The organism is Burkholderia metallica (genome assembly GCF_001718555.1).
Taxonomy (GTDB): domain Bacteria; phylum Pseudomonadota; class Gammaproteobacteria; order Burkholderiales; family Burkholderiaceae; genus Burkholderia; species Burkholderia metallica.
On record NZ_CP013401.1, the window covers coordinates 2,151,113 to 2,175,396 of the forward strand.

The window sequence follows — 24,284 nt, forward strand, 5'->3', positions numbered from 1 at the left end:
GACCGAAGAGGCTTAGCTCATGCCGAAGTTTGCTGCAAACCTGACCATGCTGTTCAACGAAGTGCCGTTCCTCGACCGCTTCAAGGCGGCCGCCGACGCGGGCTTCGACGCCGTCGAGTTCCTGTTCCCGTATCCGTACGCGAAAGAGGAACTCGCCGAACGGCTCGAGACGCACCGCCTGCGCCTCGTGCTGCACAACCTGCCTGCCGGCAACTGGGATCAGGGCGAGCGCGGCATCGCGTGCCTGCCCGATCGCGTCGGCGAATTCCAGGAAGGTGTCGGCCGTGCGATCGAGTACGCGAAGGCGCTGAAGGTGCCGCAGTTGAACTGCCTCGTCGGCATTCCGTCGGCGAGCACCGCGCGCGACACGACGTTCGTGACGATCGTCGACAACCTGCGCTTCGCCGCCGACGCGCTCAAGCGCGAAGGCATCCGCCTGCTCGTCGAGCCGTGCAACAGCTTCGACATTCCGGGCTTCGCGCTGAACCGCTCGTCCGAGGGGCTCGACGTGATCCGCGCGGTCGGCTCGGACAACCTGTTCCTGCAGTACGACATCTATCACATGCAGCGCATGGAAGGCGAACTGGCCGCGACGATCGAGCGCAACCTCGCATCGATCGGCCACGTCCAGCTCGCGGACAACCCGGGCCGCAACGAGCCCGGCACGGGCGAGATCAACTACGCGTTCCTGTTCGCCCTGCTCGACCGGCTCGGCTATGCGGGCTACGTCGGCTGCGAATACAAGCCCCGTACCACCACGACGGAAGGCCTCGGCTGGCTGCAACGCGTCGCCGGCTGCGCAGCCGGTTCGGCGCGCCGCGCCGCCTGAGCACCGCCCTTCCCGTTTTCAGCCCTATAGGAGACTTTCACATGGCAACCATCGGTTTCATCGGCCTCGGCATCATGGGCGCGCACATGGCGCGCAACCTGCTCAAGGGCGACCACCAGCTCGTCGTGAACGGCGCGTTCCCGGTCCCGGACGATCTGCGCGCGAGCGCGAAGGTCGTCGCGAACTCGACCGAAGTCGCACGTAACGCGGACATCATCATCTCGATGGTGCCGGATACGCCGGACGTGCGTAACGTGCTGTTCGCCGACGACGGCGTCGCGAAGGGCCTCTCGGCCGGCAAGCTCGTGATCGACATGAGCTCGATCTCGCCGCTCGACACGCAGGAATTCGCGAAGCAGATCAACGCGCTCGGCTGCGACTACCTCGACGCGCCGGTGTCCGGCGGCGAAGTCGGCGCACGCGAAGCGACGCTGACGATCATGGTCGGCGGCCCGGAGCAGGCGTTCGAACGCGCGAAGCCGCTGTTCGAGAAGATGGGCAAGAACATCACGCTCGTCGGCGACAACGGCGCGGGCCAGACCTGCAAGGTCGCGAACCAGATCATCGTCGCGCTGAACATCGAAGCGGTGGGCGAAGCGCTGCTGTTCGCCGCGCGTTCGGGCGCCGATCCGGAACGCGTGCGCCAGGCGCTGATGGGCGGCTTCGCCGCATCGCGCATCCTCGAAGTGCACGGCGCGCGGATGACCCGGCGAACGTTCGATCCGGGCTTCCGCATCGAGCTGCACCAGAAGGACCTGAACCTCGCGCTCGACGGCGCCCGCAAGCTCGGCCTCGCACTGCCGCACACGGCCAGCGCGCAGCAGCTGTTCAGCGTATGCGCGTCGCACGGCGGCAAGGCGTGGGATCACTCGGCCCTCGTGCGCGCGCTCGAGATCATGTCGAACTTCGAGATCGAGAAGACCGCGGGCTGAGCGCGGGCCGCGTCGCGCGGCCGGCTTTCCGCAGATGCAGCAACGCGCGCTCCGTCGCGATGACGGACACGCGAATGACACACGCGACCGGCCCGGCCGGTCGCGCCGATGCGCGCAGCACGCGCGCATCACGGTGGGGCGCCCCGCCGCGCATCGCTAACCGCGTGCGCGACGGGGCGAAAAACGCCGCTCTGGGCTGAGAGCGGCGTGGTGGGGTCCGCAGCGGCACCCGGCGACGCCGGGGAAGCCTTGGTCGGTCAGACGTCGTCGTCGGGTGTCCGCCTGTCGGATTTCGCGTATTACATTTCTTTACGTTCGGGCGTACGATTTTTCATGCAATCGTCGTCATGAACGCCTACACTTTCGCCACGCCTTTCGAGAAAACCGCCGCGCTAGCGTTCACTCCGGTGACCGCGCCCAGCGCGGTGTTTTTTTCGCCACTTCACGGCGCGTTTTTTCTTTTCAACCACCTGAGGAGTGCAACGATGGGTCTTCTTTCGTTTATCAAAGAGGCGGGTGAAAAACTGCTGGGTCATGCCGATGCGCAAGCAGCGGAAGATCCGAATGCCGCAAACCAGACCGCGGCCGATGCGATCAAGAACTACATCAACACGCAGGGTCTCGATACGTCGAACCTGACCGTTGCGTTCGACGGCGCATCGCGCACCGTGACGCTGTCGGGCAGCGTGGCCGACCTCGACACGAAGGCGAAGGTCAAGGTCGCGGCCGGCAACGTACAGGGCGTCGCGGGCGTCAACGACGACGACCTGCAGCCGGACGATCCGGAAGTGCAGTACCACGACGTCAAGCCGGGCGACACGCTGTCGGCGATCGCCAAGGAAGTGTACGGCGACGCGAACAAGTACCCGGTGATCTTCGAGGCGAACAAGCCGATGCTGTCGAGCCCGGACAAGATCTACCCGGGCCAGAAGCTCGTGATTCCGCCGCAGTCCTGAGCATTCCCGCCGGACCGAAACGAAAAAGCAGGCCATTGGCCTGCTTTTTTTCATGCTGCGTGACGTGCGCGGCCCGAGCCGCGCGGGTCGGTCATCCGGTCACACCGTATCGAACGCGCGCTGCAGTGCGTCGCGACCCTGGATGCCGTTCGCGAGCGCGAGCATCAGCAGCACGCGCGCCTTGAACGGGTTCAGCGAACCCGCGCTCACGAAGCCAAGCGCATCGTCGCTCGCGGCGCCGTTGCGCATCACGTGCCCCGACCCGACGCGCGACGCGCGCACCACCGCCACGCCCGCGTTCACCGCATCGGCGAGCGCCGCCTGCAGCGTCGCATGGATCGAGCCGTTGCCCGTGCCCGCGACGACGAGGCCGCGTACGCCGGCCGCGACCAGCGCGTCGACGGCCGTGCGCGTCACGCCCGCATAGCTGGCGACGACTTCGACGGGCGGCCACGTCGCGGCGATCGTCAACTGCATGTCGCGCGAGCGCGTGACGCGGCGCGCGAATTCGACCCGGCCGTCCTGCACCCAGCCGAGCGCGCCGAGTTCCGGCGACTGGAACGCGTCGACCGCATAGGTGCTCGTCTTCACGACGTCGCGTGCGCCGTGGATCCGGTTGTTGAACGCGACCAGCACGCCCTGCCCGCGCGCGGACGGATGCGCGGCCACCGTCACCGCGTTCAGCAGGTTCAGCGGACCGTCGGACGACAGCGCGGTCGCCGGGCGCATCGCGGCCGTCAGCACGACCGGCTTGTCGCCCTTCACGACCAGTTGCAGCGCATACGCGGTTTCCTCGAGCGTGTCGGTGCCGTGGGTGATCACGATGCCGTCGATCGCCGGATCGGCCATCAGCGCGTCAATCCGCGCGGCGAGCGTGTTCCACAGCGGCAGCGCGAGATCCTTGCTGTCGATGCTGGCGATCTGCTCGGCGTCGACGCGCGCGACCGACGCGAGCGCCGGCACCGCGTCGACCAGGAAACTGACGCCGAGCGCGCCGGCCTGGTAGCCGGCCGTGCTGGCCGCGTCGGGCGCGGCGCCGGCGATCGTGCCGCCGGTGGCGAGCACGGCGATGCGCGGCAGGGCCGCCGCGGACGAAGGAGATGCGGGATTCGAAGTATTCATGGCGCGATTGTAAAGGCTTGCGGCCGCAGCCGGCCGCCGCGCATCATGGTTTGTCCCGATCGCGCGGTCGGGCGCGCCGTCAACGGCCATCGTGCCCGCAACGTTATAGGAAGTGCCGTTTTGGTGTTTTCACATTGATTTGCCATAATCGGAGCGCGCGGCGCGATGCGGCCCTATCCTCATCGCGCGGTGCTTCGTGACGGCGTCGATAACACGCAATTCACCCATGGGAGTGTCGAAATGAAAATCCAATCGCTCGTAGCCGCAGTGCTTCTCGGCGGCATGCTGGCTTCCCCCGCGTTCGCGGCGAACAGCCAGCAGGACAAGATGAAGGCCTGCAACACCCAGGCAGCCGGCAAGACGGGCGACGAACGCAAGGCGTTCATGAAGGACTGCCTGTCGGCGAAGCCCGCGAAGGCAATGTCGCAACAGGAAAAGATGAAGGCGTGCAACACGCAGGCCACCGGCAAGAAAGGCGACGACCGCAAGGCGTTCATGAAGAGCTGCCTGAGCAACCAGCCGGCCGCCTGAGTTCCGGCGCTCCCGTATCGAATGCCGCGCACCGCTTCGGCGGGCGCGGCATTTTTGTTTTCGTTGCACGCGCATCGACGCGCACTGCCCCCGTCGCTTTCGCCCCCGCTTTCCCGGCCGCCGTCCCGGCGCCGCCACATGGTGCGGCAATTCGCCGCGTTTTCTTCTATGATGGCTGCAACGCGGCCCATCCAAGTACAAGAAGCGCCATCGGGCCGCCCTCGAGACGGACGCGCATGCGCGTCAAACGGAGGCCTGGATGGCATGGAGACAACACCGCTGGTTCCGCCGCTGGCTGATCGTGATCGTGTTCTGGGCCGTGCCCGTCGCGATCGTCGCCGTGCGCGAGATCCGCGAGGAAATGGCCTACAACAAGGCGGACCTGCAACTCGCGCTGACCAGCTGGCAGCTCACCGACGCGCAGCGGGCAGCCGGCGCCGCCGCGAAGTGTCATGGCGACCCTGACGAGGCGCGGACGGCCGGCTGCCCGGCCGACGTGCTCGCCGCCAATGCGCCGCGCCAGCAGGCCGCCCGCGACGAATACGTGGTGCGCCGCAACACGCTCGCGGGCTACCTGTGGCACGCATTCGTCGGCTACTGGGTCGTGCCGGCCGCGTTCCTGTTCGCCTGCGGCGTCGTGATCGCGCTGATCCGCCGCGCGCTGCGCCGCCCGCCGATCAAGCCGCCCGTTCCGCCCGTCACGCACTGAGGCGCGCGGCAGGCGCCGCCCTCCGTTCGACCGTCGTATTGCCCGCCCGCCGACCCGCGTCGGCGCGCGCCGGTTCGTCCGTTGGCGCGCCGCGACATCCCCGCGCGATTTGACGCTTTTTCACGTCCCAACGAAAAGAGGCTGTAATCCGCTGTGATATAACTGCCGACGTGATCCGCTCCCTGAGCGAGACTCACTCCGAACGTCATCCGATGGAGAAGAACGATGCAAAAACGGAATCTTGTGCTGAAAGCCGCCGCTGCGCTCATCGTCGGTAGCCTCGCGCTCACCGGTTGTACCACCACCCCGGACAAGCCGGACAACGCCGCCACCAACGCGTCGAAGCGCCAGGCAATCGACTCGAGCGTCGACGCCACGCTGTCGCGCATGTACTCCACGGTCAAGGGTTCGCGCGAACTCGTCGCGAAGTCGCGCGGCGTGCTCGTCTTTCCGGACGTGATCCAGGCCGGCTTCATCGTCGGCGGCCAGTCCGGCAACGGCGCACTGCGCGTCGGCGGCAGCACGGTCGGCTACTACAACACGTCGTCGCTGTCGGTCGGCCTGCAAGCCGGCGCCCAGTCGAAGGCGATCGTGTTCCTGTTCATGACGCAGCAAGCGCTCGACGAATTCCGCGGCTCGGACGGCTGGGCAGCCGGCGCCGGCGCGTCGGTCGCGCTCGTGAAGATGGGCGCGAACGGCGCGGTCGACACGACCACGGCCACCGCACCGGTCCAGGTCGTCGTGCTGACGAACGCGGGCCTGATGGGCGACGTGTCGATCAACGGCACGAAGGTCTCGAAGCTGAAGATCTGACGCTCGCGCACCACCCATGCGCAAACGGCGATGCCTTCGCGGGCATCGCCGTTTTTTTATCCGTACGCGCGCCGCGCCGGGCCGGTCGGATCAAGTCAGGTCGTCGAGTCGATCACCTTGAAGCGCGAACGCTTCTGCGCGCGGATCACCGACTGATACACGTCGACGTATTGCTGCGCCATCCGGCGCGACGTGAAGCGCGCCTCGAAGCGCTGCCGTACGCGCGCACGCGGCAGCAGGTGCAGCCGGTTCACGGCGGCCACCGCGCTGATTTCGTCCTCGACGATGAAACCCGACACACCCTCGTCCACCACTTCGGGCACGGCACCGCGATTGAACGCGATCACCGGCGTGCCGCACGACATCGCCTCGATCATCACCAGTCCGAACGGCTCCGGCCAGTCGATCGGAAACAGCAGCGCATGCGCGCCCGACAGGAATTCGGCCTTCTGGTGATCCGCGATCTCGCCGATGAATTCGACGTGCGGCAACGCGAAGAGCGGCTTGATCTCGCGCTCGAAGTATTCCTGGTCGGCCGCGTCGATCTTCGCGGCGATCTTGATCGGCAGCCCGCACTGGCGGGCAATGCGGATCGCCGTGTCGACGCGCTTTTCCGGCGAAATGCGGCCGAGGAACGCGAGATAGCGCGGCTCGACCGGCTGCGGCAGGTACATCGTATCGGGCAGCCCGTGGTAGACGGTCGTCAGCCACTTCGCCTGCGGCAGCGGCTGGCGCTGCGAGTTCGAAATCGAGATCACCGGCGCCGTGTTGAACGTATCGAACACCGGCTGCTGCTCGGGCAGGTCGAGCCGGCCGTGCAGCGTCGTCACGTAAGGCGTTTCCTGCCGGTTGAAGATCGAGAACGAGTAGTAGTCCATGTGGAAATGGAGCACGTCGAAGTCCTTCGCGCGGCGCGCGACGGTCTCCATCAGCAGCATGTGCGGCGCGACCCGGTCGCGAATCGACGAATCGAGCCGCAGCGCGCGCGGCCAGACGGGCTCGAGCTTCGCCCGCGTCGTCGAATCGCCGCTCGCGAACAGCGTCACGTCGTGACCGAGCTCGACGAGCGCCTCGGTGATGTAGGACACGACGCGCTCCGTGCCGCCGTACAGCTTCGGCGGCACGGATTCGGTCAGCGGGGCGATCTGGGCAATTCTCATGGTCCACGTCTCCTGTGTCCTGTCCGTTGCGGCACGGCAGGCGCGCCGGCGCGCGCTCGCGCCCCGCTCGCCCCATGCAGCGTCGGCCGGCATCGCGCCGGCCGAATATCTGATTATTATTCGCGATCCGGCGGCCTGGAACCGCCGGCCTTGCATTTTATGGGTGTTGTTACAGACACGATACATTCCGCCTGCCGGATCGATCCGGCCCCGACGCGACGAGCGCGCGCGCACGCACGCCGTCCCGCCCGCCACACCGCCCTACCTGCCCCGTCAGCGCGACGGCCACTTCCATGGCGGCAGGTCGCGCATATCGGCATCGACGAGCGCTGTCGCGCCGAGCTGCTTGTCGAGCACCAGCGATTCGCAGCCGGCCTCGCGCTCGAGCGTCGCGATGAGCCGCGCCGCATGCGACACGACGAGCACCTGCGAGCGCTGGGCCGCCTGCGCGATCAGGCGGCCCAGCGCCGGCAGCAGATCGGGGTGCAGACTCGTTTCCGGTTCGTTGAGCACCATCAGCGCGGGCGGGCGCGGCGTCAGCAGCGCGGCCGCGAGCAGCAGGTAGCGCAGCGTCCCGTCGGACAGCTCGGCCGCCGCGAGCGGCCGCAGCAGCCCCGGCTGGCGCATCAGCACGTCGAAGCGGCCGCGGCCGCCCGGATTGTCGATCTCGACCGACGCGCCGGGAAACGCGTCGTCGATCGCCGCATCGAGGGCCGCGCCGTCGCCGATTTCGCGGATCGTCTGCAGCGCGGCGGCGAGGTCGGCGCCGTCGTCCGCGAGCACCGGCGTATGGGTGCCGATGTGCGACTGCCGCGCCGGCGCCTGCGCATCGGTCCGGAAGTGGTCGTAGAAGCGCCACGAGCGGATCCGCTCGCGCACCGCGATCATCTCGGGCGCACCGGTCGGATCGGCGAACTCGGTCATCATGCTGTCGAAGCTGGCCACCGGCTGCGGGATCGTCCGCCAGTCGCCCGACGCGGTGCGCGCGCGGATCTGCGCACCCTGCCGGTCGACCAGCAGCGTCGACGGGCGCAGCAGCGCGCCGCCCCAGATGCATTCGCGCTTGACGACCGGATCGAGCGAGAACTCCGAGCGGCTCGGGATCGGCATGCCGAGATCGATCGCATAACCGAAATCGTCGCACGCGAAACCGAGCTTCAGGCTCACGGGCCCCTTGCGCACCGTGCCCGTCACCGGCATGTCGCCGTCGAGCATCGCCCGCGAGAAGCGCTCGGGGCCGGCCCACAGCGTCGACGGCAAACCGCCTTCGCGGGCAAGCGACGGGATCACGCGCCCCTGCGCGGTATCGGCGAGCAGCCGCAGCGCGCGGTACACGCTCGACTTGCCGCTGCCGTTCGGCCCCGTGACGACGTTGAGCGCCGCGAGCGGCACGATCAGCTCGCGCAGCGAGCGGTAATTGGCGATGGCAAGCGTTTTCAGCGCGGTCATGATGAGCGTGGGCGGGCATGCGGGCCGCGTTCAGCGGCCTTCGGCGGACTGCGGGTCGGCCGCGGTGTTGGCCGCCGTGCTGGCGGCAGGCTGCCGCGCGTGCGGCCGCTCGGGCTTCGGCGCGTCCGGCGCCGATTCGTGCGGATACAGCTCCATCCGGCTGCGCGGCAGACATTGCGGATAGCGGTCCTGCAGGTACGCGATCAGCCCTTCCCGCACGCGGCAACGCAGGTCCCAGCACGACGACGAATCGGCCGCGCTGACGAGCGCGCGCAACTGCATCGTGCGCTCGGTCGCATCGGTCACCTGCAGCACCTGCACGCGGCCGTCCCACTCGGGCGCCGCATGGACGAGCCGCGCGAGCTCCTCGCGCAGCGGCGCGAGCGGCGTGCGGTAGTCGACCGACAGGTAGACCGTGCCGATGATTTCCGCGCTGCTGCGCGTCCAGTTCGTGAACGGGTTCTCGATGATCCACTGCAGCGGCACGACGAGGCGCCGCTGGTCCCACAGCCGCACCGACACGAACGAGCCGGTGATTTCCTCGATGCGCCCCCACTCGCCCTGGATCACGACCACGTCGTCGAGCCGGATCGGCTGCGTGAGCGCGATCTGCAGCCCGGCGATCAGGTTGCCGAGCACCGGCCGCGCGGCGATACCGGCGACCAGCCCCGCGACGCCGGCCGACGCCAGCAGGCTCGCGCCGACCTGGCGCACGTTCGGGAACGTCATCAGCGCGGCGCCGGTGCCGATGATCACGATCAGCACCATCACCGTCCGCACGAGCACCTTGGCCTGCGTATGGATGCGCCGCGCATGGAGGTTGTCGGCCGTATCGATCGGATGGGCCTGGATGATGGCATCGCCGACGCCGGCCGCGAGCCGCACCAGCAGCCACGTGAGCGACACGATCGAGCCGACCGCCGCGGCCGTGCGCATGCCGCGCACGAACGACATGCCGTCGTCCGCCTGGACCCACACGAATTCGAGCGCCAGCAGCGCGAGCACGACGAGGGACGGCCTGTCGATGTAGCGCAGGATCGCGCTCATCAACGGATACGGCTGCGCGATGCGCTTGACGATGCGTGCGCCGAGACGGTGCACGATCGCGACGACCAGTACGACGATGACCGACACGGCCAGCGTGCCGAGCCATGAATGCAGCGGCGCATCGCTGATGCGCTGAATTGCCTCGATTGAAATCATCGGCGCCCTTGGGTGATGAGGCGCGCACGCCTCGTCCTGGATGCGTCGGCGAAGCCCGGGCCGCGTACGGGCCCGGACACGGCATCAGATCAGTTGCCGCTCCTGCACGGAAACGCCTTGCCGAGACCGAGCGACACCGCGGTGCTCGCGTTGTAGTCGGCCAGCTTCGGATTTTCCGCGATGTACTTGCGCACCGCGTCGGTCATCTGCTGCGCCCGGATGTCGGGCGGCAGGCAGAAATACTGGCCGACCCGCGGCCCGGTAGTGCCGCCGATCGCGTCGATCGTGTTGTAGACGCCGTCGGCGGCGCCTTCGATGTAGGCCGCGCACGACGCCCGCGACTTGACGTCCGTCTTCGCGCACAGCCGGTCGAGATCCGCGCCCGTGAAAGCCGCCGCCGACAACGGCACGGCAAACGCCGCGGCACAAAACATTGCGCGCAACATGGTGTTCCTTATGTCAATGCGGCCCGAGGCCGCCTGCTGCCTTGGCCGGCACGGCGCCGGGCGCCCTGCTCCGGCCGGAATCCGGCCGGGCGGGCACCGTCTGCCGCACCGAAAACCGTCATTTTGCACTCTTTTGCGCATCCGCCGGCGTCGATGCACCGATGCGCGTCGTCCGCTTGCTCAGGATCTCGATCGCGTCCGGCGCGTTGTAGTGCTTCGCGAATTCGAGCGCGGTGATGCCGAGCTGGTTCTTCACCTGCGGATCGGCGCCCTGGTCGAGCAGCAACGTGACCGTCGATGCGTGGTTGCCGCGCGCGGCCATCATCAGCGGCGTCGTGCCGTTCGGCGACGCGGTGTCGATGTACGCGTCGTGGTCGAGCAGCAGCTTCACGACCGCGTCCTGGCCGTTGGTGGCCGCGTAGTGCAGCGGCGCCCAGCCTTTCTTGCTGACTTCCGCGCCCTTGTCGATCAGCAGCTTGGCGAGGCCGAGGTCGCCGTTCAGCGACGCGAGCATCAGCGCGTTCTCGCCGGCCTTGTCTTCCTTCTCGAGATCGACGTTCGGGGTCGTCGCGAGCGCCGCCGCGACCTTGTCGGACTTCTCGCGCGCGGCGATCACGAGCAGCGGGTCGCCGTTCGGCGCGATCGTGTTCGGGTCGAGCTTGCCGCTCTTGAGCTGCTTGCCGATGTCGGCGATGTCGTCGAATTTGACGGCCTTGACGATCGCGTCGAGCGATTCGGCATGCGCGCCGGCTGCCGCGAACAGGCCGCTCGCGACGAATGCGGCGGCAACGAGTGCGCGTTTGGGCAGATGGTTGATCGGCTTCGTCATTGTTGTGGGCTCCTTCCCTGGGTTGTCGGCTGTGCGCCCGTCGTTAGCGGGCGATCTTGAACAGCCGGAAAAAGTTCTGCGTCGTCGCATCGGCGAGCGCCTCGACGGCCATCCCGCGTTCGGATGCGATAAAGCGTCCGACATGGCTGACGTACGCAGGTTCATTCGGCTTGCCGCGATACGGCACAGGTGCGAGGTACGGCGAGTCTGTCTCGATCAGCAGCCGGTCGAGCGGCACGCGCCGCGCGACGTCCTGCACGTCGGTCGCGTTCTTGAACGTGACGATGCCCGACAGCGAGATGTGGAAGTTCTGCGCGAGCGCCTGCTCGGCCACCGGCCACGGCTCGGTGAAGCAGTGCATCACGCCGCCCGGCACGTCCGCGCGCTCCTCGGCCATGATCCGCAGCGTGTCTTCCGACGACGCGCGCGTATGGATGATCAGCGGCTTCATCGTCGCGGTCGCCGCGCGGATGTGCGTGCGAAAGCGCTCGCGCTGCCATTCCATGTCGGCGATCGAGCGGCCTTCGAGGCGGTAGTAGTCGAGGCCCGTTTCGCCGATCGCGACGACCTTCGGGTGCGCGGCCAGTTCGACGAGTTCCGCGAGCGTCGGCTCGCGCGCGTCCTCGTGGTCGGGATGCACGCCGACCGACGCGTAGACGTTCTCGTGCGCGTCCGCGATCGCCAGCACCTCCGGCAGCGTCTCGAAATCGACGGACACGCACAGCGCATGCGTGACGTCGTGCTCGCGCATGTTCTCGAGAACGGCCGGCAGGCGGTCGGCCAGGCCCTTGAAATTGATGTGGCAGTGAGAGTCGACGAACATCGTGTTTCCTGAATACGTTAGGCGGGCGCTCAGGCGCTCGCCGGCAGGCGGCAACGGGCGGCGTTCGCGGGCCGGCCGGCCCGGGCAGCGTCGCGGCGCGATCCGTTCACCGTTTCAAAACCCATGAGAAGCAATGCCGAATCAAACGAACATTTCCCGATATCCGAGAAACAATTCCTCGAATACGAGCCGTGCGTTGAGCGGATGGTTCTCGACCGTCCGCTGCCGCGTCACGGCCTTCATGAAGCGTGCGAACGCATTCGCATCGACCGCTTCCGCGCAGCGCGCAAGCGCCGCCGCGTGCGTCGGGAAGTAGCGCGGTGCGCCCGCCATCCGTTGCGCGAGCAGATCGTACAGCCAGCGCTGCAGCCAGCCGAGCACCAGCGGCACCGGCAGCTTCTGCAGCGTCTCGCCGCACGCGAACGCGTCGCATGCGGCACCGGCCGCGAGCTGCCCGAGCGTGTAATCGCGCAGCGGGCGGTTCTCGTCGCTTGCGAGCGCCAGCGCGGCGAGCGGCGCGCCGCCGGCCTCGGCGAGCAGCGCTGGCGCATGGTCGACGCCCTGCGCGGCGAGCCAGGCCGCCGCCGCGTCGGGCGCCGGCACCGTCATCGGCCACTGCCGGCAGCGGCTGATGATCGTCGGCAACAGGCGGTCGATGCGCGCCGACACGAGCAGGAACACGACGCCGGACGGCGGCTCCTCCAGCGTCTTCAGCAGCGCGTTCGACGCGGCCACGTTCAGTGCCTCGGCCGGATACAGCACGACGACGCGCGCGCCGCCGCGGTGCGAACCGACCCCGCAGAAGTCGAGCAGCGCGCGCACCTGCTCGATCTTGATTTCCTTGCTCGGCGCACGCGTCTTCTTGCCGCCTTCGTCCGCGTCGGCCGCTTTCGCGTCGTCCACGGCGCCCGGCGCCTCGCCGGCCAGCGCCTCGGGCAGCACGATCCGGTAGTCCGGATGGTTGCCTTGCGAGAACCACGTGCAGGCCGCGCAGGTGCCGCACGGCTCGCCGTTCGGCTGCGGCGATTCGCACAGGAAGCCCTGCGCGAGATGCTGCGCGAACTGCAGCTTGCCGATCCCGGCCTGGCCGTGCAGCAGCAGCGCATGCGGCCATTGCGCGCGCAGTTGCTGCAGGCGGTTCCAGTCGTCGGTCTGCCACGGATAGATCATGGGGTGCGCTCCTTGCGAATTACAGCGCGGCGAGCACGCGTTCGAGCTGCTGGCGGATCTCGGGAATCGTCTGCGTCGCGTCGACGATCGCGAAGCGGTGCGGCGCCTCTTCCGCCCGCCGCAGGTATTCGCTGCGCGTGCGCGAGAAGAACGCATCGGACTCGCTTTCGAACTTGTCGGGCATGCGCGCGGCGCCGCGACGCTCGCTCGCGACTTGCGGCGCGACGTCGAACAGCACCGTGAGATCGGGCTGGAAGCCGCCCTGCACCCAGCGCTCGAGCGTCTCGAGCTTGTCGCGCGGCAGCCCGCGGCCGCCGCCCTGATAGGCGAACGTCGCGTCGGTGAAGCGGTCGGACACGACCCAGTCGCCGCGCGCGAGCGCCGGCTCGATCACGAGCGCCAGATGCTCGCGACGCGCGGCGAACATCAGCAGCGCTTCCGTCTCGAGATCCATCGGCTGGTTCAGCAGGATTTCGCGCAGTTTCTCGCCGAGCTGCGTGCCGCCCGGCTCGCGGGTCACGACGACCTGCCGGCCGGCCGCGGCCAGCTTGCCCTGGAGACGTTCGCAGAACCATTGCAGGTGGGTGGTCTTGCCCGCCCCGTCGATGCCTTCGAACGTGATGAATTTACCGCTCGCCATTATTGACCTCGTATGTACTTGTCCACGGCCTTGTTGTGGTCGCCGAGCGTGTCCGAGAACACGCTCGTGCCATCGCCTTTCGCGACGAAATAGAGCGCGCTCGTCGGTGCCGGGTTGATCGCCGCCTGCAGCGCGGCCACGCCCGGCAGCGCGATCGGCGTCGGCGGCAGCCCGCGTCGGGTGTAGGTATTGTAGGGAGTGTCGGCCTGCAGGTCGCGCTTGCGCAGGCGGCCGTCGTACGCGTCGCCGAGCCCGTAGATCACCGACGGATCGGTCTGCAGCGGCATGCCGATGCGCAGCCGGTTCGCGAACACGGCCGCGACGAACGCGCGATCGGCCGCGTGGCCCGTTTCCTTTTCGACGATCGATGCGATCGTCAGCGCTTCGTAAGGTGTCTTGTACGGCAGGCCCGGCACGCGTGCGGCCCATGCCTCGTCGAGCCGCGTCTGCATCAGATGGTATGCGCGCCGGTAGATGTTCAGGTCGCTCGTGCCCTTGTCGAACAGATAGGTATCGGGGAAGAACAGCCCCTCGCCGCTACCGCGCTGCACCGCGCTGTCCGGCGCGCCGATCGCGCGTAGCAGCTCGGCGTCGCTCATGCCGGCCGTCGAATGCGCGAGATCGGGGTTCGCGTCGAGTTCCGCGCGCATCCGCTTGAAGGTCCAGCCTTCGATGACCGTCGCGACGTATTCGTTCACGTCGCCGCGCGCGATCTTCTGCAGCACCTCGTAAGGCGTAATGCCGGTCTTGAATTCGTAGTTGCCGGACTTGAGCCGGCTCGACAGCCCGAGCACGCGCGTCATCGCGACGAAGCCGAGCGGCGCGACCGGCACGCCGCCGCGCTTCAACTGCAGCGCGACGCTCTTCACGCTGCTGCGCGGCTTGATCGTGACGTCGAGCGATGCCGAACCCAGCAGCAGCGGCCGGGTCGCCCAGTAATATCCGCCGCCCGCGCCGGCAGCGGCCACAACGACGGCCAGCGCCACGATCGTCGCGGCGCATTTCTTCAGTAGGGACATGGAAACGTGACTCAGGTAAGACCCATATAATACTTGCTCGCCTCCGTCAAAGTCAGGGTTGACTGTTCCCTCATTCCATGAGCACACCGTTCGCTTCACCGGCTGCCCAGGCCGCATCTGCCTCGCTCCCCGTTTTCCCCCGCCCGTCCGCCGCCGATTTCGACGCGCCGGCCGCCTGCATGCCGCTGCCGCAGTTCGGCGTGATCGACGTGGCCGGCGACGACGCCGCGACGTTCCTGCACAGCCAGCTCACCAACGACATCGAGCATCTCGACGCCGCGAGCGCGCGGCTGTCCGGCTATTGCTCGCCGAAGGGCCGCCTCCTCGGGTCGTTCCTCACGTGGCGCGCGGGCCACGGCGTGCGCCTGCTGGTGTCGAAGGACGTGCAGCCGGCCGTGCAGAAGCGGCTGTCGATGTTCGTGCTGCGCGCAAAAGCGAAGCTGACGGATGCGAGCGACACGCTCGCGGTGGTCGGTTTCGCGGGCGACGTGCGCGACGCGCTGTCGGGCATCTTCGATGCGCTGCCGGACGGCGTGCACGTGAAGGTCGACGGCCCGGCCGGCACGCTGATCCGCGTGCCCGATGCGGCCGGCCGCAAGCGCTATCTGTGCATCGGCCCGCGCGCGGAAGTCGACGCGCGCGTCGCCGCGCTCGGCAATACGTTGCCGATCGTGTCGCCGGCGGTATGGGACTGGCTCGACATCCGCGCGGGCGAGCCGCGCATCACGCAGCCGGCCGTCGAACAGTTCGTGCCGCAGATGATCAACTTCGACGTGATCGGCGCCGTCAACTTTCGCAAGGGCTGCTACCCGGGCCAGGAAGTCGTCGCGCGCAGCCAGTATCGCGGCACGATCAAGCGCCGCACCGCGCTCGCGCACGTTGCCGGCGACACCGATACCGTGCATGCCGGCGTCGAGCTGTTCCACAGCGACGACCCCGGCCAGCCGTGCGGGATGGTCGTCAACGCGGCGGCCGCGCCCGCGGGCGGTGTCGACGCGCTCGTCGAGATCAAGCTCGCCGCGCTCGACAGCGGCACCGTGCACCTCGGCTCGGCCGACGGCCCGGCGCTCGCGTTCGATACGCTGCCGTACGCATGGCCGACGGAAGTTTGACGCACCGACAACCCATTCGCGCGCCGGCTCGCAAGTCGCAGCCGGCGCCCGATGTTTCCTGCGAGAGATTCGCCCGATGTGTCTGATCGCCTTCGACTGGCAGCCCGATACCGCCGCCGGTCCCGTCTTTACCCTCACCGCCAACCGCGACGAGTTCTTTCGCAGAACGAGCGCGCCGCTCTCGTGGTGGGAGGATGTACCGGGCGTGCTGGCCGGCCGCGATCTCGAAGCGGGCGGCACGTGGCTCGGCGTATCGCGCGACGGCCGTTTCGCCGCGCTGACGAACTACCGCGCGCCGTTCGACATCCGCGCGGGCGCGCCGACCCGCGGCAAGCTCGTGTCCGATTTCCTCGGCGGCCCGTCAGTCGCGCCGCTCGACTATCTCGGGCAGCTCGCCGAGCATGCGGCCGTCTACAACGGCTTCAACCTGCTCGTCGGCGACTGGCGGCGGCGTGAGCTCGCGTGGTTCTGCAACCGTGCGCCCGAAGGCGAAAGCAGTGTCGCGGCGCCCGTCGCGATCGCGCCCGGCGTGCATGCGCTGTCGAATGCGCGGCTCGATACGCCCTGGCCGAAAGTGGTACGCAAGCGCGCCGAACTCGGCACGCTGCTCACCGACAATCCGACCCCATCGCTCGACGAGCTGATCGCGCTGATGCGCGACCCGCATGTCGCGGACGACGATGCGCTGCCGCACACCGGCATTCCGATCGAGCGCGAGCGTGCGCTGTCGGCCGCGTTCATCGAAACGCCCGAATACGGCACACGCGGCACGACCGCGCTGCGGGTCACGATGAAGGAAGGCGTGCGGCTCACGGTGGAAATCAAGGAGCGCTGCGACGACGACGGCTCGCACCGCACCGTCCGCCCGGGCACGTTCGAGCGCGCGTTCACGTTCGACCTCGACGCGACGCCGCCGCGCTGAGCCGGCGAGCGTGCGCCGCGCTACGGCGCGCGCGCCATCTCGACGTGCGGTACGCCGGCTTCGACGAACGGTTCTCCGACCGCCGCGAAGCCGTGCCGCAGATAGAACGACACAGCCGAATCCTGCGCGTAGAGCCGCACGACGATTTCGCCGCGGCGCCGCGCCGCATCCAGCAGCGCGTTCAGCACGGCCGAACCGACCCCCTGCCCGCGTGCGTCGGCCAGCACGGCCACGCGACCGATCGTGCCCGACGGCAGCAGGCGCCCCGTCGCGACCGCGCGACGCGCGCCGGTCGACGCATCGATCCGGTACGCCACCGCGTGCAGCGACAGCGGATCGTCGTCGTCGAGTTCCCACTCCGGCGGAATCTGCTGCTCGCGCACGAACACCGCGTCGCGAATCCGCGCGGCGTCGCCGCCCAGTACCGTCCAGTCGCCCGTTTCCACTAGGCCGTTCGTCATCGCAACTCCCAAGCGGCGCGTGCGCCGTCAAACACCCGACGTCAGATGTCGTCGAACGCGGCCTTCAGCGCCGCGACCGCGTCGGCATGCGCGGCCCGCACCTCGGGTACGTAGCCGCCCATCTTGAAGAATTCGTGGATCATCCCCGGATAGCAGACCAGCGTGACCGCATTGCCGGCCGCGCGCAACTTCTGCGCATAGGCGGCGCCCTCGTCGCTCAGCGGATCGTATTCGGCCGTCGCGATCCACGCCGGCGCGACGCCCGCGAACGACGGCGCATCGCGCGTGCCGTCGAGCGGCGCGAAACGCCAGTCGTCGCGGTCCGCCCGGTCGCGCACGTACTGCGTGAAGAACCACTGGATCGTGTCCTGCGTCAGCAAATAGCCGCTCGCGAGCCGCGCATGCGATGCGGTGTCCTGGTAGCCCGTCACGCCCGGGTAGATCAGCATCTGCAGCGCAAGACGAATGCCCGCGTCGCGCGCGAGCACCGCGCAGACGGTCGCGAGCGTGCCGCCCGCACTGTCGCCGCCCACGGCCAGCCGTTCGGCATCGATGCCGAACGTCGCGGCCTCGCGATGCAGCCATTGCAGGGCATCGTCGGCATCGTTCACCGCGGTCGGGAACCGGTGCTCGGGCGCCAGCCGGTAGCCGACCGACAGCACCGCGCATTGCGCATCATGCGCGAACATCCGGCACAGCGCGTCGTGCGTATCGACGCTGCCCACCGTGAAGCCGCCGCCGTGGTAGTAGACGAGCGCCGGCAGCGGTTCCGCGAGGCTCGGCGCGACCGGCAGATACAGCCGCGCCCCGATCGTGCGGCCGTCGCGCGTCGGCACGACGCATTCCTCGACCGAATGCATCGGCGCCGGTGCGACGTCGAGGATCGGCGCGCTCTTCTCGTACGCGGCGCGCGCCTGCTGCGGCGACTGGTGGTGGTAGGACGGGCGTTTCGCGCGCTCGATCATGTCGAGCACCTGGGCGATCTTCGGATTCAGCGGCATCGGTAAGGACGGCGCCGGTGCGACGCCGTGAACGGACAAGCGTCACATGATGCCACGCCCGCGCCGCGCAGGCGCGGCATGCGTGTCGCGCCTGCGCGGCCCCCCCGGCTCCGTCGCGAAATGCTTTTCGCTTTTCGGCGTACGCGCGCGCTTCGCACAAACGAAACGGCCCTGCCGATGTAGCGGCAAGGCCGTGCGCCAAGTGCTTGATTACGCGTCGCTCGGGCCGGGCTGGGCGTCCGGCGCCGTGCGCGAGCGTTGCCGCTTGATGTCGCGGCCGACCGCGAGCCGCCGCATGTACTTGAACGTGCCGAGCGCCTTCGCGACGAAATTGCCGTCGCTGTCGCGCACTTCGCCTTCGCAGTAGGCCATCGTCGTCGACCGGTGCATCACGCGCCCGTAAGCGCGCAATTCGCCGCGCCCCGGCTGCATGAAGTTCACCTTCATCTCGACCGTCACGACGCCGATGCCGTCGTCCGTCAGGCTGCGCGCCGCCATCGCGAGCGCGATGTCCGCGAGCGTCATCGTCACGCCGCCGTGCGCGATGCTCCACGTGTTCATGTGCCTGTCTTCGAGCGGCAACACGATCTCGCTCGCCCCGTCCTTTGCCGACACGAGTTGCACGCCGAGCAGGTCGACGAACGGGCTTTCGATCGACGGGCCGTCCGTCGGGGTTGCCGCGTCGCTCATCGTGCGCTGTCGACGATATAGTCGACGCATTCGCGCGATTCGGCCACCGCGACCACGAATTTCTTCACTTCCTGGTGAACCGGGTGCACCTGGTACGCGTCGAGCGCGGCCTTGTCCGCGAAATCGGACACGAGCACGATGTCGGCGGTCGCGTCGAGGCCCGGCGTCGCCACGCCGACGTCGATCTGCAGCGTGCCCGGCACGAGGTCGCGGCAGCCTTCGAGCTTTTCCTTCAGCTTCAGCGCGTTCTGCGCGCGTGTGGCGCCTTCGGCCGATTCCTTCAACTTCCACATGACGATATGTCGGATCACTTCGGTTGCTCCTGTTCGTTCTGGTTCGGCGACTTGCCTGTCACCCTTGCCAATCGGGGATCTTACGCCCTTCCGCCGTTCGCTTGCATTCGCAAGAAATTGGGTCCGGCTGTGAAAGATGCGGGTGATAAAGCGGGTATCGTTCCGATCAGCCGAAGACGATACCTGCTTTCTCACCGTGCCATTTGACGACGTCAAGATCCGGCAAGCAAAGGTGGACGACAAGCCTATCAAACTTGTCGACTTCGATGGACTGGATCTGTGGGTGAAGCCGTCCGGCTCCCGGCTCTGGCGACACAAGTACAGAACGAGTCCTGTCGGCGCGTATCAACGAAGGCAAAGAAACTTTTCGAGCACTCGGCGACGAGTGGCTGAAGAAGAAGCGGACGACGTGGACCGAGCGGCACTTCGGCGAGAATCCGCCCATATTTGAAGCCGATGCGTATCCGTAGGAAACGCCCCATGCGCTCGGTCGCCGCACACGATCTGCCTCCTTTGACGGACCGTGGCGAAGCGCATGGCTTCCTTTCCGTGGCAATTTTGTCGAGCGACACCCACCTACCCAGCGCGACAACCACCAACAGTCCGCCCCATCCCCCGACCGACCAAATCCGCACCGCAAGCATCACCGTCATATAGAATGGAGCGCTTTGCCCGTCCTCCTATGTGGTTCAAGAACCTTCAGCTTCATCGTCTTCCTGCACCTTGGGCCGTCACCCCCGATCAGATGGAAAAATGGCTGGCGCCCTACGCGTTTCAGCCGGGCAGCAGCATCGAGATGCAGCGCTTCGGATGGGCGTCGCCGCGTGACGACGATGCACTGGTGTATTCGATCAACCGGCAGATGTTGCTGACGTTCCGTGCCGAAAAGAAGCTGCTCCCGGCGTCGGTCGTCAATCAGGTGACCAAGGCCCGGGCACTTGAAGTCGAGGAACAGCAGGGCTTCAAGGTCGGGCGAAAACAGATGCGCGAACTCAAGGAGCAGGTGACCGACGAACTGCTCCCGCGCGCGTTCAGCATTCGCCGCGATACCCGCGTGTGGATCGATACGGTAAACGGCTGGCTCGTCATCGATGCCGCCGCACAGGCGCTTGCCGACGACGTTCGTGGCCTGCTCGTCAAATCGATCGACCAGTTGCCGCTCGCCGGTGTTCAGGTCGCGCTTTCGCCGGTCGCCGCGATGACGGACTGGCTGTTGTCCGGCGAGGCGCCGGGCGGCTTCACCGTGGACCAGGATGCCGAATTGCGCTCGAGCGGCGAAGGCGGCGCCACGGTGCGATATGTCGGCCACGCGCTGGAAGCGAACGACATGCGCCGGCACATCGAAGCCGGCAAACAATGCATGCGCCTGGCGATGACCTGGGACAACCGGATCTCCTTCGTGCTGACGCCGTCGCTGACGATCAAGCGCGTGACGCCGCTCGACGTGATCAAGGAAGCAGCGGATCCGACCGCACAGAACGACGCGGAACGCTTCGACTCGGATATCACGCTGATGACCGGTGAATTGGGGCGGATGTTGACCAGTCTCGTCGATATCCTGGGTGGCGAGCGGCTCGACGCGGTTCATCAGGCCGCAGCCTGAACGCCGTCGCGGCCGAGAAACGTCGCCCCCACGCGGGGTGAGGTTTCGAACCGCCGCGCCGGCGCCGCCACTCATTTGATCAGGCGCAGCACATCGCGAAAACGCGGATGCCGGCTGGAGCCCAGCCATTCGAACCCGATCATCTCGACCGTCGCGATTTGCGCCCCCGCTGCCCCGAGCCGGGCAATCCCAGCATCCCGGTCGGTCGTCCTGCGCGACCCCACCGCATCGCCAACCACCGTGACTTCGCGGCCGCTGCGCAACAATCCGAAAGCCGTCTGCAACACGCACACGTGTGCCTCGCAACCGGCGACGATGACGCTATTGCGCCCGGCCGGCAATGCATCGACCAAACCCTCCGCGCATGCGTCGAAATGGTCCTTGACGACGGTGCTCGAACACAGCGCCTTGATGTCCGGTACGTTCCGGCCCAGCTGAACGGGGCTCTGCTCGGTACCCATCACCGGCACGTCGAGTATCTGTGCAATATGGGCCAGCCGGACAGCCTGCATGACGACCGCTTCGCCTTCGTGAATCACCGGCATCAGCCGCGTCTGAAAATCAACCAGTACGACTACCGAATCGTCGGGTACGTGCAGCACGGCGCATTCTCCGGAGTGAGCGCGACGTCAACCGCCATCGAGCATCGATGACGCGTCGCTTTGTCGCAAAATCGTCGGCCCCGCCAAAACGGATATCGAATCGCATCAACGGCCGACTGCGTCAATTCGATAAGCAGAGGCAAGCCCGAGCCTACCAAACTTGCCGACACTGTTGGCACGATCGCAGGAACGTCGTTTGCTCCCCGCCCGATATCGCCGAGTTCACCGCATTCCGCGCGTTCCATTTACACCGCCCGAGACACGGCGACTGGCGAACCGCCACGATTCGATGCCGGTTCGGAATCAATCACTCTTACGGACACCGATTACCACTCGGCCCCCGATAAACCTGATAATCGGCGCGCCTTCCATTAGCTCACTAATTCGCATATTTTACCGACCAGGCAAGCAATAATTGCAACTCCATTTCAGAACATTATTCGAATTCCATCAAATCAACATTGACTTCGACTTTATCCAAACTTTAGAATCCCCTGCAACGACTTACGTTTCTTTTTCCACGCCGCGCACGTACTGGTGTCGGCACGGCACCGAGACGCCGGCAGAGAAGTCCTTCATGCCCAGCCGGGGCAGCATCTCCTTTTGTTTTCGATTCCGGAATTAACTACCAATCAATTATTCCCATTCAATTCACCCCAGAATCACACCCGGATTAATTCAATAATCTCCGGGAATGCTGCAAATCCAGACGAGGCAGACCGAGCAGCGCTCGTTCAATCATTCTCATAAAGATCGCCAGTCATCAGGAGGGACATGATATGCATCGCTTCGCGAAATCGCTGTGTACGGGTTTCATCTGCGCCGGCCTGCTAGCGGCCTGTAACGGCGACGACCTCAATTCGAACACCCCGCCGTCGAACACCGCCGCGCTGTCGTTCCGCATGGACACCGGCGGCCAGATCAACGCGTTCTTCCGGCAGGACAAGGTCGCCGCGCACCTGCTGGTGCGTTCGTCGACGAAACCGCGCCTGCTCGTCGTCTTCCCCGCCGGCAACAGCGGCACCGGGCTGTGGTTCGACGACACCGCGCAGCCGGTGAACTGGAGCCTCGACACGCCGCCGTCCGCGCTGTCGGCGCCCGACACGCACGGCCGTCCGCTGTACGGCATCGGCGCCGACGTGTCGGTGGATACCAACACGCTGACGATCCGGCAGAGCGTGCTGAGCAACGTGCGCTTCCTGCGCGATTTCAACGGCGGCGCAACGATTCCGCAGCAGATCCTCACCGCGCCGACGGTCCAGGGCAGCGCCGCGCAATGGCAGCGCGACCGGATCGACGGCGCACCAGGTTATTCGCTGCGCATCACATTGCGCGACGGCGGCAGCATCACGCCGGCAGCGGGCGGCAAGCTGGTGCTGAACGCACCGGCGGGCTCGCGCACGCTGAAGCTGCACGTCGATGCGCTGTCGGGCGAGACGCCGTTGTCGCCGATCACGCGCGCCGACCTGCTCGCGCCGTCGGTGAACCCGGACCCGGTAAGCCAGAACGTGCTCGAATTCCTGAGTTTCCACGACAAGCTGCTTGCGGGCTCGTGGCAATACGACACCTACTTCGGCCGCGACACGCTGATCTCGGTGCGCATGCTGATGCCCGTGCTGGAGCCCGCGGCGATCGAGGCCGGGCTGTCGTCGGTGCTGAGCCGGCTGTCGGCGGACGGCAAGGTCGCGCACGAGGAAGGCATCGGCGAATTCGCGCTCGTCGACAACCAGAAGAACGGACGGACGAACGATCCGACGCCGACTTACGACTACAAGATGATCGACAGCGACTACCTGCTCGCGCCGATCGCGGCCGCGTGGCTGATCGACGACACGCGCGGCCAGGCCCGCGCGGCCGCGTATCTGGCCCAGCGCGGCAGCGACGGGCAGACCAACGGCAGCCGTCTGGTCGTCAACCTGCTGCACGTCGCGACGACCGCGCAGCCGTTCGCGCAGCAGCCGTCGGTCGCGAACCTGATCCACCTGCGGCCCGGCGAGATCGTCGGCAACTGGCGCGACAGCACCGACGGGCTCGGCGGCGGCGTGTACCCGTACGACGTGAACGCGGTACTCGTACCGGCCGCGTTGCGTGCGGCGAACGCGTTCCTCACGCGCGGGCTGCTCGATCCGTACCTGGATGCCGGTCAGCGCGCGACGCTCGCCAACACGGCCAGCCAGGCGGCCACGTGGGAAACCCAGGCACCGCCGCTGTTCCAGGTCAGCGTGCCGGCCGCGCAGGCAGCCGCCGACGTGTCGGCCTATGCGCCGTCCGCGGGCGTGCCGGCCGGCGCCGCCCCGGGCGCACCGCTGACGTTCTACGCACTGTCGCTCGACCAGCAGGGCAATCCGGTTCCGGTGATGAATTCGGACGGCGGCTTCGCGCTGCTGTTCGGCACGCCGCCCGACGACGAGCTTCAGCGGATCGTCGCCGACGTCACGCGGCCGTTCCCGACCGGGCTCGTGACCGATGCCGGCATGCTGATCGCGAACCCGGCGTATGCGAACCAGGCGCTCTGGCCGAAATTCACGAGCTCCGCGTATCACGGCACGGTGATCTGGTCGTGGCAGCAGGCGATGTGGGTGGCCGGCCTCGATCGCCAGCTCGCGCGCCAGGACCTGTCGGCCGCGACACGCACGCTGCTCACGCAGGCGCGGCAGACGATCTGGCAGGTGATCTCGAACGGACGCGACATGCGGACGTCGGAGATGTGGACGTGGTCCTACGTGAACGGCAAGTACCAGACCGACGCATTCGGCACGCGCAGCGCGGACGCGACCGAGGCGAACGCGGCGCAGCTCTGGAGTACGACGTATCTCGCGATCCGCGATCCGCAGCAGCGCGCGGGCAAGTTCTGGTGGCAGGCGTCGCAGCAGACGCAGGATGCGACGGCCCTGGCGGCGCGCTGACGCGTCGCCAGCCACCTTGCCGGGCGTCGTGCATGCAAAAGCCCCGGGAGCGTTGCCGCCCCC

The 24,284-nt window shown here is 67.4% G+C and carries 26 protein-coding genes; 11 read left to right on the forward strand and 15 right to left on the reverse strand.

What is annotated here, in order from left to right:
* The first annotated feature begins 19 nt into the window (after window positions 1–19).
* The 3 genes from hyi to lysM all read left to right on the forward strand — a co-directional run bounded on the left by hyi (window position 20) and on the right by lysM (window position 2,717).
* Window positions 20–829, forward strand: coding sequence for a hydroxypyruvate isomerase (gene hyi / locus WJ16_RS09640; RefSeq protein WP_069256869.1), 810 nt, complete (start codon window positions 20–22; stop codon window positions 827–829).
* A 41-nt stretch (window positions 830–870) separates the two neighbouring features.
* On the forward strand, window positions 871–1,761 hold the full coding sequence (locus WJ16_RS09645; RefSeq protein ID WP_069256870.1) for a 2-hydroxy-3-oxopropionate reductase: 891 nt from the start codon (window positions 871–873) through the stop codon (window positions 1,759–1,761).
* A 485-nt stretch (window positions 1,762–2,246) separates the two neighbouring features.
* Window positions 2,247–2,717, forward strand: coding sequence for a peptidoglycan-binding protein LysM (gene lysM, locus WJ16_RS09650; protein ID WP_069256871.1), 471 nt, complete (start codon window positions 2,247–2,249; stop codon window positions 2,715–2,717).
* Window positions 2,718–2,816: 99 nt separating this feature from the next.
* Here the strand turns inward: lysM and WJ16_RS09655 are convergent, their stop codons facing one another.
* Window positions 2,817–3,839, reverse strand: a complete 1,023-nt coding sequence (locus WJ16_RS09655; protein ID WP_069256872.1) for an asparaginase — start codon at window positions 3,837–3,839, stop codon at window positions 2,817–2,819.
* A 240-nt stretch (window positions 3,840–4,079) separates the two neighbouring features.
* Between WJ16_RS09655 and WJ16_RS09660 the strand changes: the two genes are divergently transcribed.
* From WJ16_RS09660 to WJ16_RS09670, 3 genes are all read left to right on the forward strand, one after another.
* Window positions 4,080–4,370 carry a PsiF family protein gene (locus WJ16_RS09660; RefSeq protein ID WP_069256873.1) on the forward strand — a complete coding sequence of 97 codons (291 nt, stop codon included), beginning with the start codon at window positions 4,080–4,082 and terminating at the stop codon, window positions 4,368–4,370.
* A gap of 259 nt (window positions 4,371–4,629) precedes the next feature.
* Window positions 4,630–5,079, forward strand: a complete 450-nt coding sequence (locus WJ16_RS09665) for a hypothetical protein (protein ID WP_069256874.1) — start codon at window positions 4,630–4,632, stop codon at window positions 5,077–5,079.
* Between the two features lie 225 nt (window positions 5,080–5,304).
* Window positions 5,305–5,892 carry a BPSL1445 family SYLF domain-containing lipoprotein gene (locus tag WJ16_RS09670; protein WP_069256875.1) on the forward strand — a complete coding sequence of 196 codons (588 nt, stop codon included), beginning with the start codon at window positions 5,305–5,307 and terminating at the stop codon, window positions 5,890–5,892.
* A gap of 95 nt (window positions 5,893–5,987) precedes the next feature.
* On the opposite strand, the gene WJ16_RS09675 is transcribed toward WJ16_RS09670, so the two are convergent.
* From WJ16_RS09675 to mltG, 9 genes are all read right to left on the reverse strand, one after another.
* Entirely contained in the window at window positions 5,988–7,052 is a 1,065-nt protein-coding gene (locus WJ16_RS09675) for a glycosyltransferase family 4 protein (protein WP_069256876.1), read from the reverse strand.
* A gap of 273 nt (window positions 7,053–7,325) precedes the next feature.
* Window positions 7,326–8,501, reverse strand: coding sequence for an AAA family ATPase (locus tag WJ16_RS09680; RefSeq protein ID WP_069256877.1), 1,176 nt, complete (start codon window positions 8,499–8,501; stop codon window positions 7,326–7,328).
* A 30-nt stretch (window positions 8,502–8,531) separates the two neighbouring features.
* Window positions 8,532–9,704 (reverse strand): mechanosensitive ion channel family protein, encoded by a 1,173-nt coding sequence (locus WJ16_RS09685; RefSeq protein ID WP_069256878.1) that lies wholly within the window; start codon window positions 9,702–9,704, stop codon window positions 8,532–8,534.
* Window positions 9,705–9,793: 89 nt separating this feature from the next.
* The gene (locus WJ16_RS09690) at window positions 9,794–10,150 is read right to left on the reverse strand and encodes a Rap1a/Tai family immunity protein (protein WP_006485939.1); all 357 of its coding nucleotides are present in this window, start codon (window positions 10,148–10,150) and stop codon (window positions 9,794–9,796) included.
* Between the two features lie 118 nt (window positions 10,151–10,268).
* On the reverse strand, window positions 10,269–10,979 hold the full coding sequence (locus WJ16_RS09695) for an ankyrin repeat domain-containing protein (protein WP_069256879.1): 711 nt from the start codon (window positions 10,977–10,979) through the stop codon (window positions 10,269–10,271).
* A gap of 43 nt (window positions 10,980–11,022) precedes the next feature.
* Entirely contained in the window at window positions 11,023–11,802 is a 780-nt protein-coding gene (locus WJ16_RS09700) for a TatD family hydrolase (RefSeq protein ID WP_069256880.1), read from the reverse strand.
* A gap of 141 nt (window positions 11,803–11,943) precedes the next feature.
* The gene (locus tag WJ16_RS09705) at window positions 11,944–12,972 is read right to left on the reverse strand and encodes a DNA polymerase III subunit delta' (RefSeq protein WP_069256881.1); all 1,029 of its coding nucleotides are present in this window, start codon (window positions 12,970–12,972) and stop codon (window positions 11,944–11,946) included.
* Between the two features lie 19 nt (window positions 12,973–12,991).
* Window positions 12,992–13,612, reverse strand: coding sequence for a dTMP kinase (gene tmk, locus WJ16_RS09710; protein ID WP_039367036.1), 621 nt, complete (start codon window positions 13,610–13,612; stop codon window positions 12,992–12,994).
* A complete protein-coding gene (mltG, locus tag WJ16_RS09715) occupies window positions 13,612–14,631 on the reverse strand; it encodes an endolytic transglycosylase MltG (RefSeq protein WP_069256882.1) in 1,020 nt (339 codons plus the stop codon). The genes tmk and mltG overlap by 1 nt, the downstream gene beginning before the upstream one ends.
* A gap of 77 nt (window positions 14,632–14,708) precedes the next feature.
* Here mltG and ygfZ point away from each other — a divergent pair, with 77 nt between their 5' ends.
* Window positions 14,709–15,743, forward strand: a complete 1,035-nt coding sequence (ygfZ, locus tag WJ16_RS09720) for a CAF17-like 4Fe-4S cluster assembly/insertion protein YgfZ (protein WP_069256883.1) — start codon at window positions 14,709–14,711, stop codon at window positions 15,741–15,743.
* A gap of 76 nt (window positions 15,744–15,819) precedes the next feature.
* The gene (locus WJ16_RS09725) at window positions 15,820–16,665 is read left to right on the forward strand and encodes an NRDE family protein (protein ID WP_069256884.1); all 846 of its coding nucleotides are present in this window, start codon (window positions 15,820–15,822) and stop codon (window positions 16,663–16,665) included.
* A 20-nt stretch (window positions 16,666–16,685) separates the two neighbouring features.
* Here the strand turns inward: WJ16_RS09725 and WJ16_RS09730 are convergent, their stop codons facing one another.
* The 4 genes from WJ16_RS09730 to WJ16_RS09745 all read right to left on the reverse strand — a co-directional run bounded on the left by WJ16_RS09730 (window position 16,686) and on the right by WJ16_RS09745 (window position 19,128).
* Complete coding sequence (locus WJ16_RS09730; protein WP_069256885.1) at window positions 16,686–17,126, reverse strand: GNAT family N-acetyltransferase; 441 nt, start codon at window positions 17,124–17,126, stop codon at window positions 16,686–16,688.
* A gap of 41 nt (window positions 17,127–17,167) precedes the next feature.
* Window positions 17,168–18,127 carry an alpha/beta hydrolase gene (locus tag WJ16_RS09735; RefSeq protein ID WP_069256886.1) on the reverse strand — a complete coding sequence of 320 codons (960 nt, stop codon included), beginning with the start codon at window positions 18,125–18,127 and terminating at the stop codon, window positions 17,168–17,170.
* A gap of 210 nt (window positions 18,128–18,337) precedes the next feature.
* Window positions 18,338–18,817, reverse strand: coding sequence for a PaaI family thioesterase (locus WJ16_RS09740; RefSeq protein ID WP_069256887.1), 480 nt, complete (start codon window positions 18,815–18,817; stop codon window positions 18,338–18,340).
* On the reverse strand, window positions 18,814–19,128 hold the full coding sequence (locus tag WJ16_RS09745; RefSeq protein ID WP_027787175.1) for a Dabb family protein: 315 nt from the start codon (window positions 19,126–19,128) through the stop codon (window positions 18,814–18,816). The genes WJ16_RS09740 and WJ16_RS09745 overlap by 4 nt, the downstream gene beginning before the upstream one ends.
* Window positions 19,129–19,246: 118 nt before the next feature.
* On the opposite strand from WJ16_RS09745, the gene WJ16_RS35925 reads away from it, so the two are divergent.
* On the forward strand, window positions 19,247–19,561 hold the full coding sequence (locus WJ16_RS35925) for an Arm DNA-binding domain-containing protein (RefSeq protein WP_367648826.1): 315 nt from the start codon (window positions 19,247–19,249) through the stop codon (window positions 19,559–19,561).
* 231 nt (window positions 19,562–19,792) lie between these two features.
* Window positions 19,793–20,713, forward strand: coding sequence for a recombination-associated protein RdgC (locus WJ16_RS09750; protein ID WP_069256888.1), 921 nt, complete (start codon window positions 19,793–19,795; stop codon window positions 20,711–20,713).
* Between the two features lie 71 nt (window positions 20,714–20,784).
* Here the strand turns inward: WJ16_RS09750 and WJ16_RS09755 are convergent, their stop codons facing one another.
* Window positions 20,785–21,315, reverse strand: coding sequence for an isochorismatase family protein (locus tag WJ16_RS09755; RefSeq protein WP_069256889.1), 531 nt, complete (start codon window positions 21,313–21,315; stop codon window positions 20,785–20,787).
* A 779-nt stretch (window positions 21,316–22,094) separates the two neighbouring features.
* On the opposite strand from WJ16_RS09755, the gene WJ16_RS09760 reads away from it, so the two are divergent.
* Window positions 22,095–24,221: a glucosidase family protein gene (locus WJ16_RS09760; protein WP_069256890.1), complete on the forward strand. Its 2,127-nt coding sequence runs from the start codon at window positions 22,095–22,097 to the stop codon at window positions 24,219–24,221.
* Window positions 24,222–24,284 lie beyond the last annotated feature (63 nt).

Excerpts from the sequence above, each read along its gene's own strand:
- ygfZ (WP_069256883.1), top strand. The coding sequence starts at position 14,709 with ATGAGCACACCGTTCGCTTCACCGGCTGCCCAGGCCGCATCTGCCTCG.
- hyi (WP_069256869.1), top strand. The coding sequence starts at position 20 with ATGCCGAAGTTTGCTGCAAACCTGACCATGCTGTTCAACGAAGTGCCG.
- WJ16_RS09705 (WP_069256881.1), bottom strand. The coding sequence starts at position 12,972 with ATGATCTATCCGTGGCAGACCGACGACTGGAACCGCCTGCAGCAACTG.
- WJ16_RS09735 (WP_069256886.1), bottom strand. The coding sequence starts at position 18,127 with ATGCCGCTGAATCCGAAGATCGCCCAGGTGCTCGACATGATCGAGCGC.
- WJ16_RS09700 (WP_069256880.1), bottom strand. The coding sequence starts at position 11,802 with ATGTTCGTCGACTCTCACTGCCACATCAATTTCAAGGGCCTGGCCGAC.
- WJ16_RS09695 (WP_069256879.1), bottom strand. The coding sequence starts at position 10,979 with ATGACGAAGCCGATCAACCATCTGCCCAAACGCGCACTCGTTGCCGCC.
- WJ16_RS09760 (WP_069256890.1), top strand. The coding sequence starts at position 22,095 with ATGCATCGCTTCGCGAAATCGCTGTGTACGGGTTTCATCTGCGCCGGC.
- WJ16_RS35925 (WP_367648826.1), top strand. The coding sequence starts at position 19,247 with ATGCGGGTGATAAAGCGGGTATCGTTCCGATCAGCCGAAGACGATACC.
- mltG (WP_069256882.1), bottom strand. The coding sequence starts at position 14,631 with ATGTCCCTACTGAAGAAATGCGCCGCGACGATCGTGGCGCTGGCCGTC.
- tmk (WP_039367036.1), bottom strand. The coding sequence starts at position 13,612 with ATGGCGAGCGGTAAATTCATCACGTTCGAAGGCATCGACGGGGCGGGC.
- WJ16_RS09750 (WP_069256888.1), top strand. The coding sequence starts at position 19,793 with ATGTGGTTCAAGAACCTTCAGCTTCATCGTCTTCCTGCACCTTGGGCC.
- WJ16_RS09730 (WP_069256885.1), bottom strand. The coding sequence starts at position 17,126 with ATGACGAACGGCCTAGTGGAAACGGGCGACTGGACGGTACTGGGCGGC.
- WJ16_RS09645 (WP_069256870.1), top strand. The coding sequence starts at position 871 with ATGGCAACCATCGGTTTCATCGGCCTCGGCATCATGGGCGCGCACATG.
- lysM (WP_069256871.1), top strand. The coding sequence starts at position 2,247 with ATGGGTCTTCTTTCGTTTATCAAAGAGGCGGGTGAAAAACTGCTGGGT.
- WJ16_RS09725 (WP_069256884.1), top strand. The coding sequence starts at position 15,820 with ATGTGTCTGATCGCCTTCGACTGGCAGCCCGATACCGCCGCCGGTCCC.
- WJ16_RS09685 (WP_069256878.1), bottom strand. The coding sequence starts at position 9,704 with ATGATTTCAATCGAGGCAATTCAGCGCATCAGCGATGCGCCGCTGCAT.
- WJ16_RS09740 (WP_069256887.1), bottom strand. The coding sequence starts at position 18,817 with ATGAGCGACGCGGCAACCCCGACGGACGGCCCGTCGATCGAAAGCCCG.
- WJ16_RS09670 (WP_069256875.1), top strand. The coding sequence starts at position 5,305 with ATGCAAAAACGGAATCTTGTGCTGAAAGCCGCCGCTGCGCTCATCGTC.
- WJ16_RS09675 (WP_069256876.1), bottom strand. The coding sequence starts at position 7,052 with ATGAGAATTGCCCAGATCGCCCCGCTGACCGAATCCGTGCCGCCGAAG.
- WJ16_RS09680 (WP_069256877.1), bottom strand. The coding sequence starts at position 8,501 with ATGACCGCGCTGAAAACGCTTGCCATCGCCAATTACCGCTCGCTGCGC.
- WJ16_RS09665 (WP_069256874.1), top strand. The coding sequence starts at position 4,630 with ATGGCATGGAGACAACACCGCTGGTTCCGCCGCTGGCTGATCGTGATC.
- WJ16_RS09660 (WP_069256873.1), top strand. The coding sequence starts at position 4,080 with ATGAAAATCCAATCGCTCGTAGCCGCAGTGCTTCTCGGCGGCATGCTG.
- WJ16_RS09655 (WP_069256872.1), bottom strand. The coding sequence starts at position 3,839 with ATGAATACTTCGAATCCCGCATCTCCTTCGTCCGCGGCGGCCCTGCCG.
- WJ16_RS09690 (WP_006485939.1), bottom strand. The coding sequence starts at position 10,150 with ATGTTGCGCGCAATGTTTTGTGCCGCGGCGTTTGCCGTGCCGTTGTCG.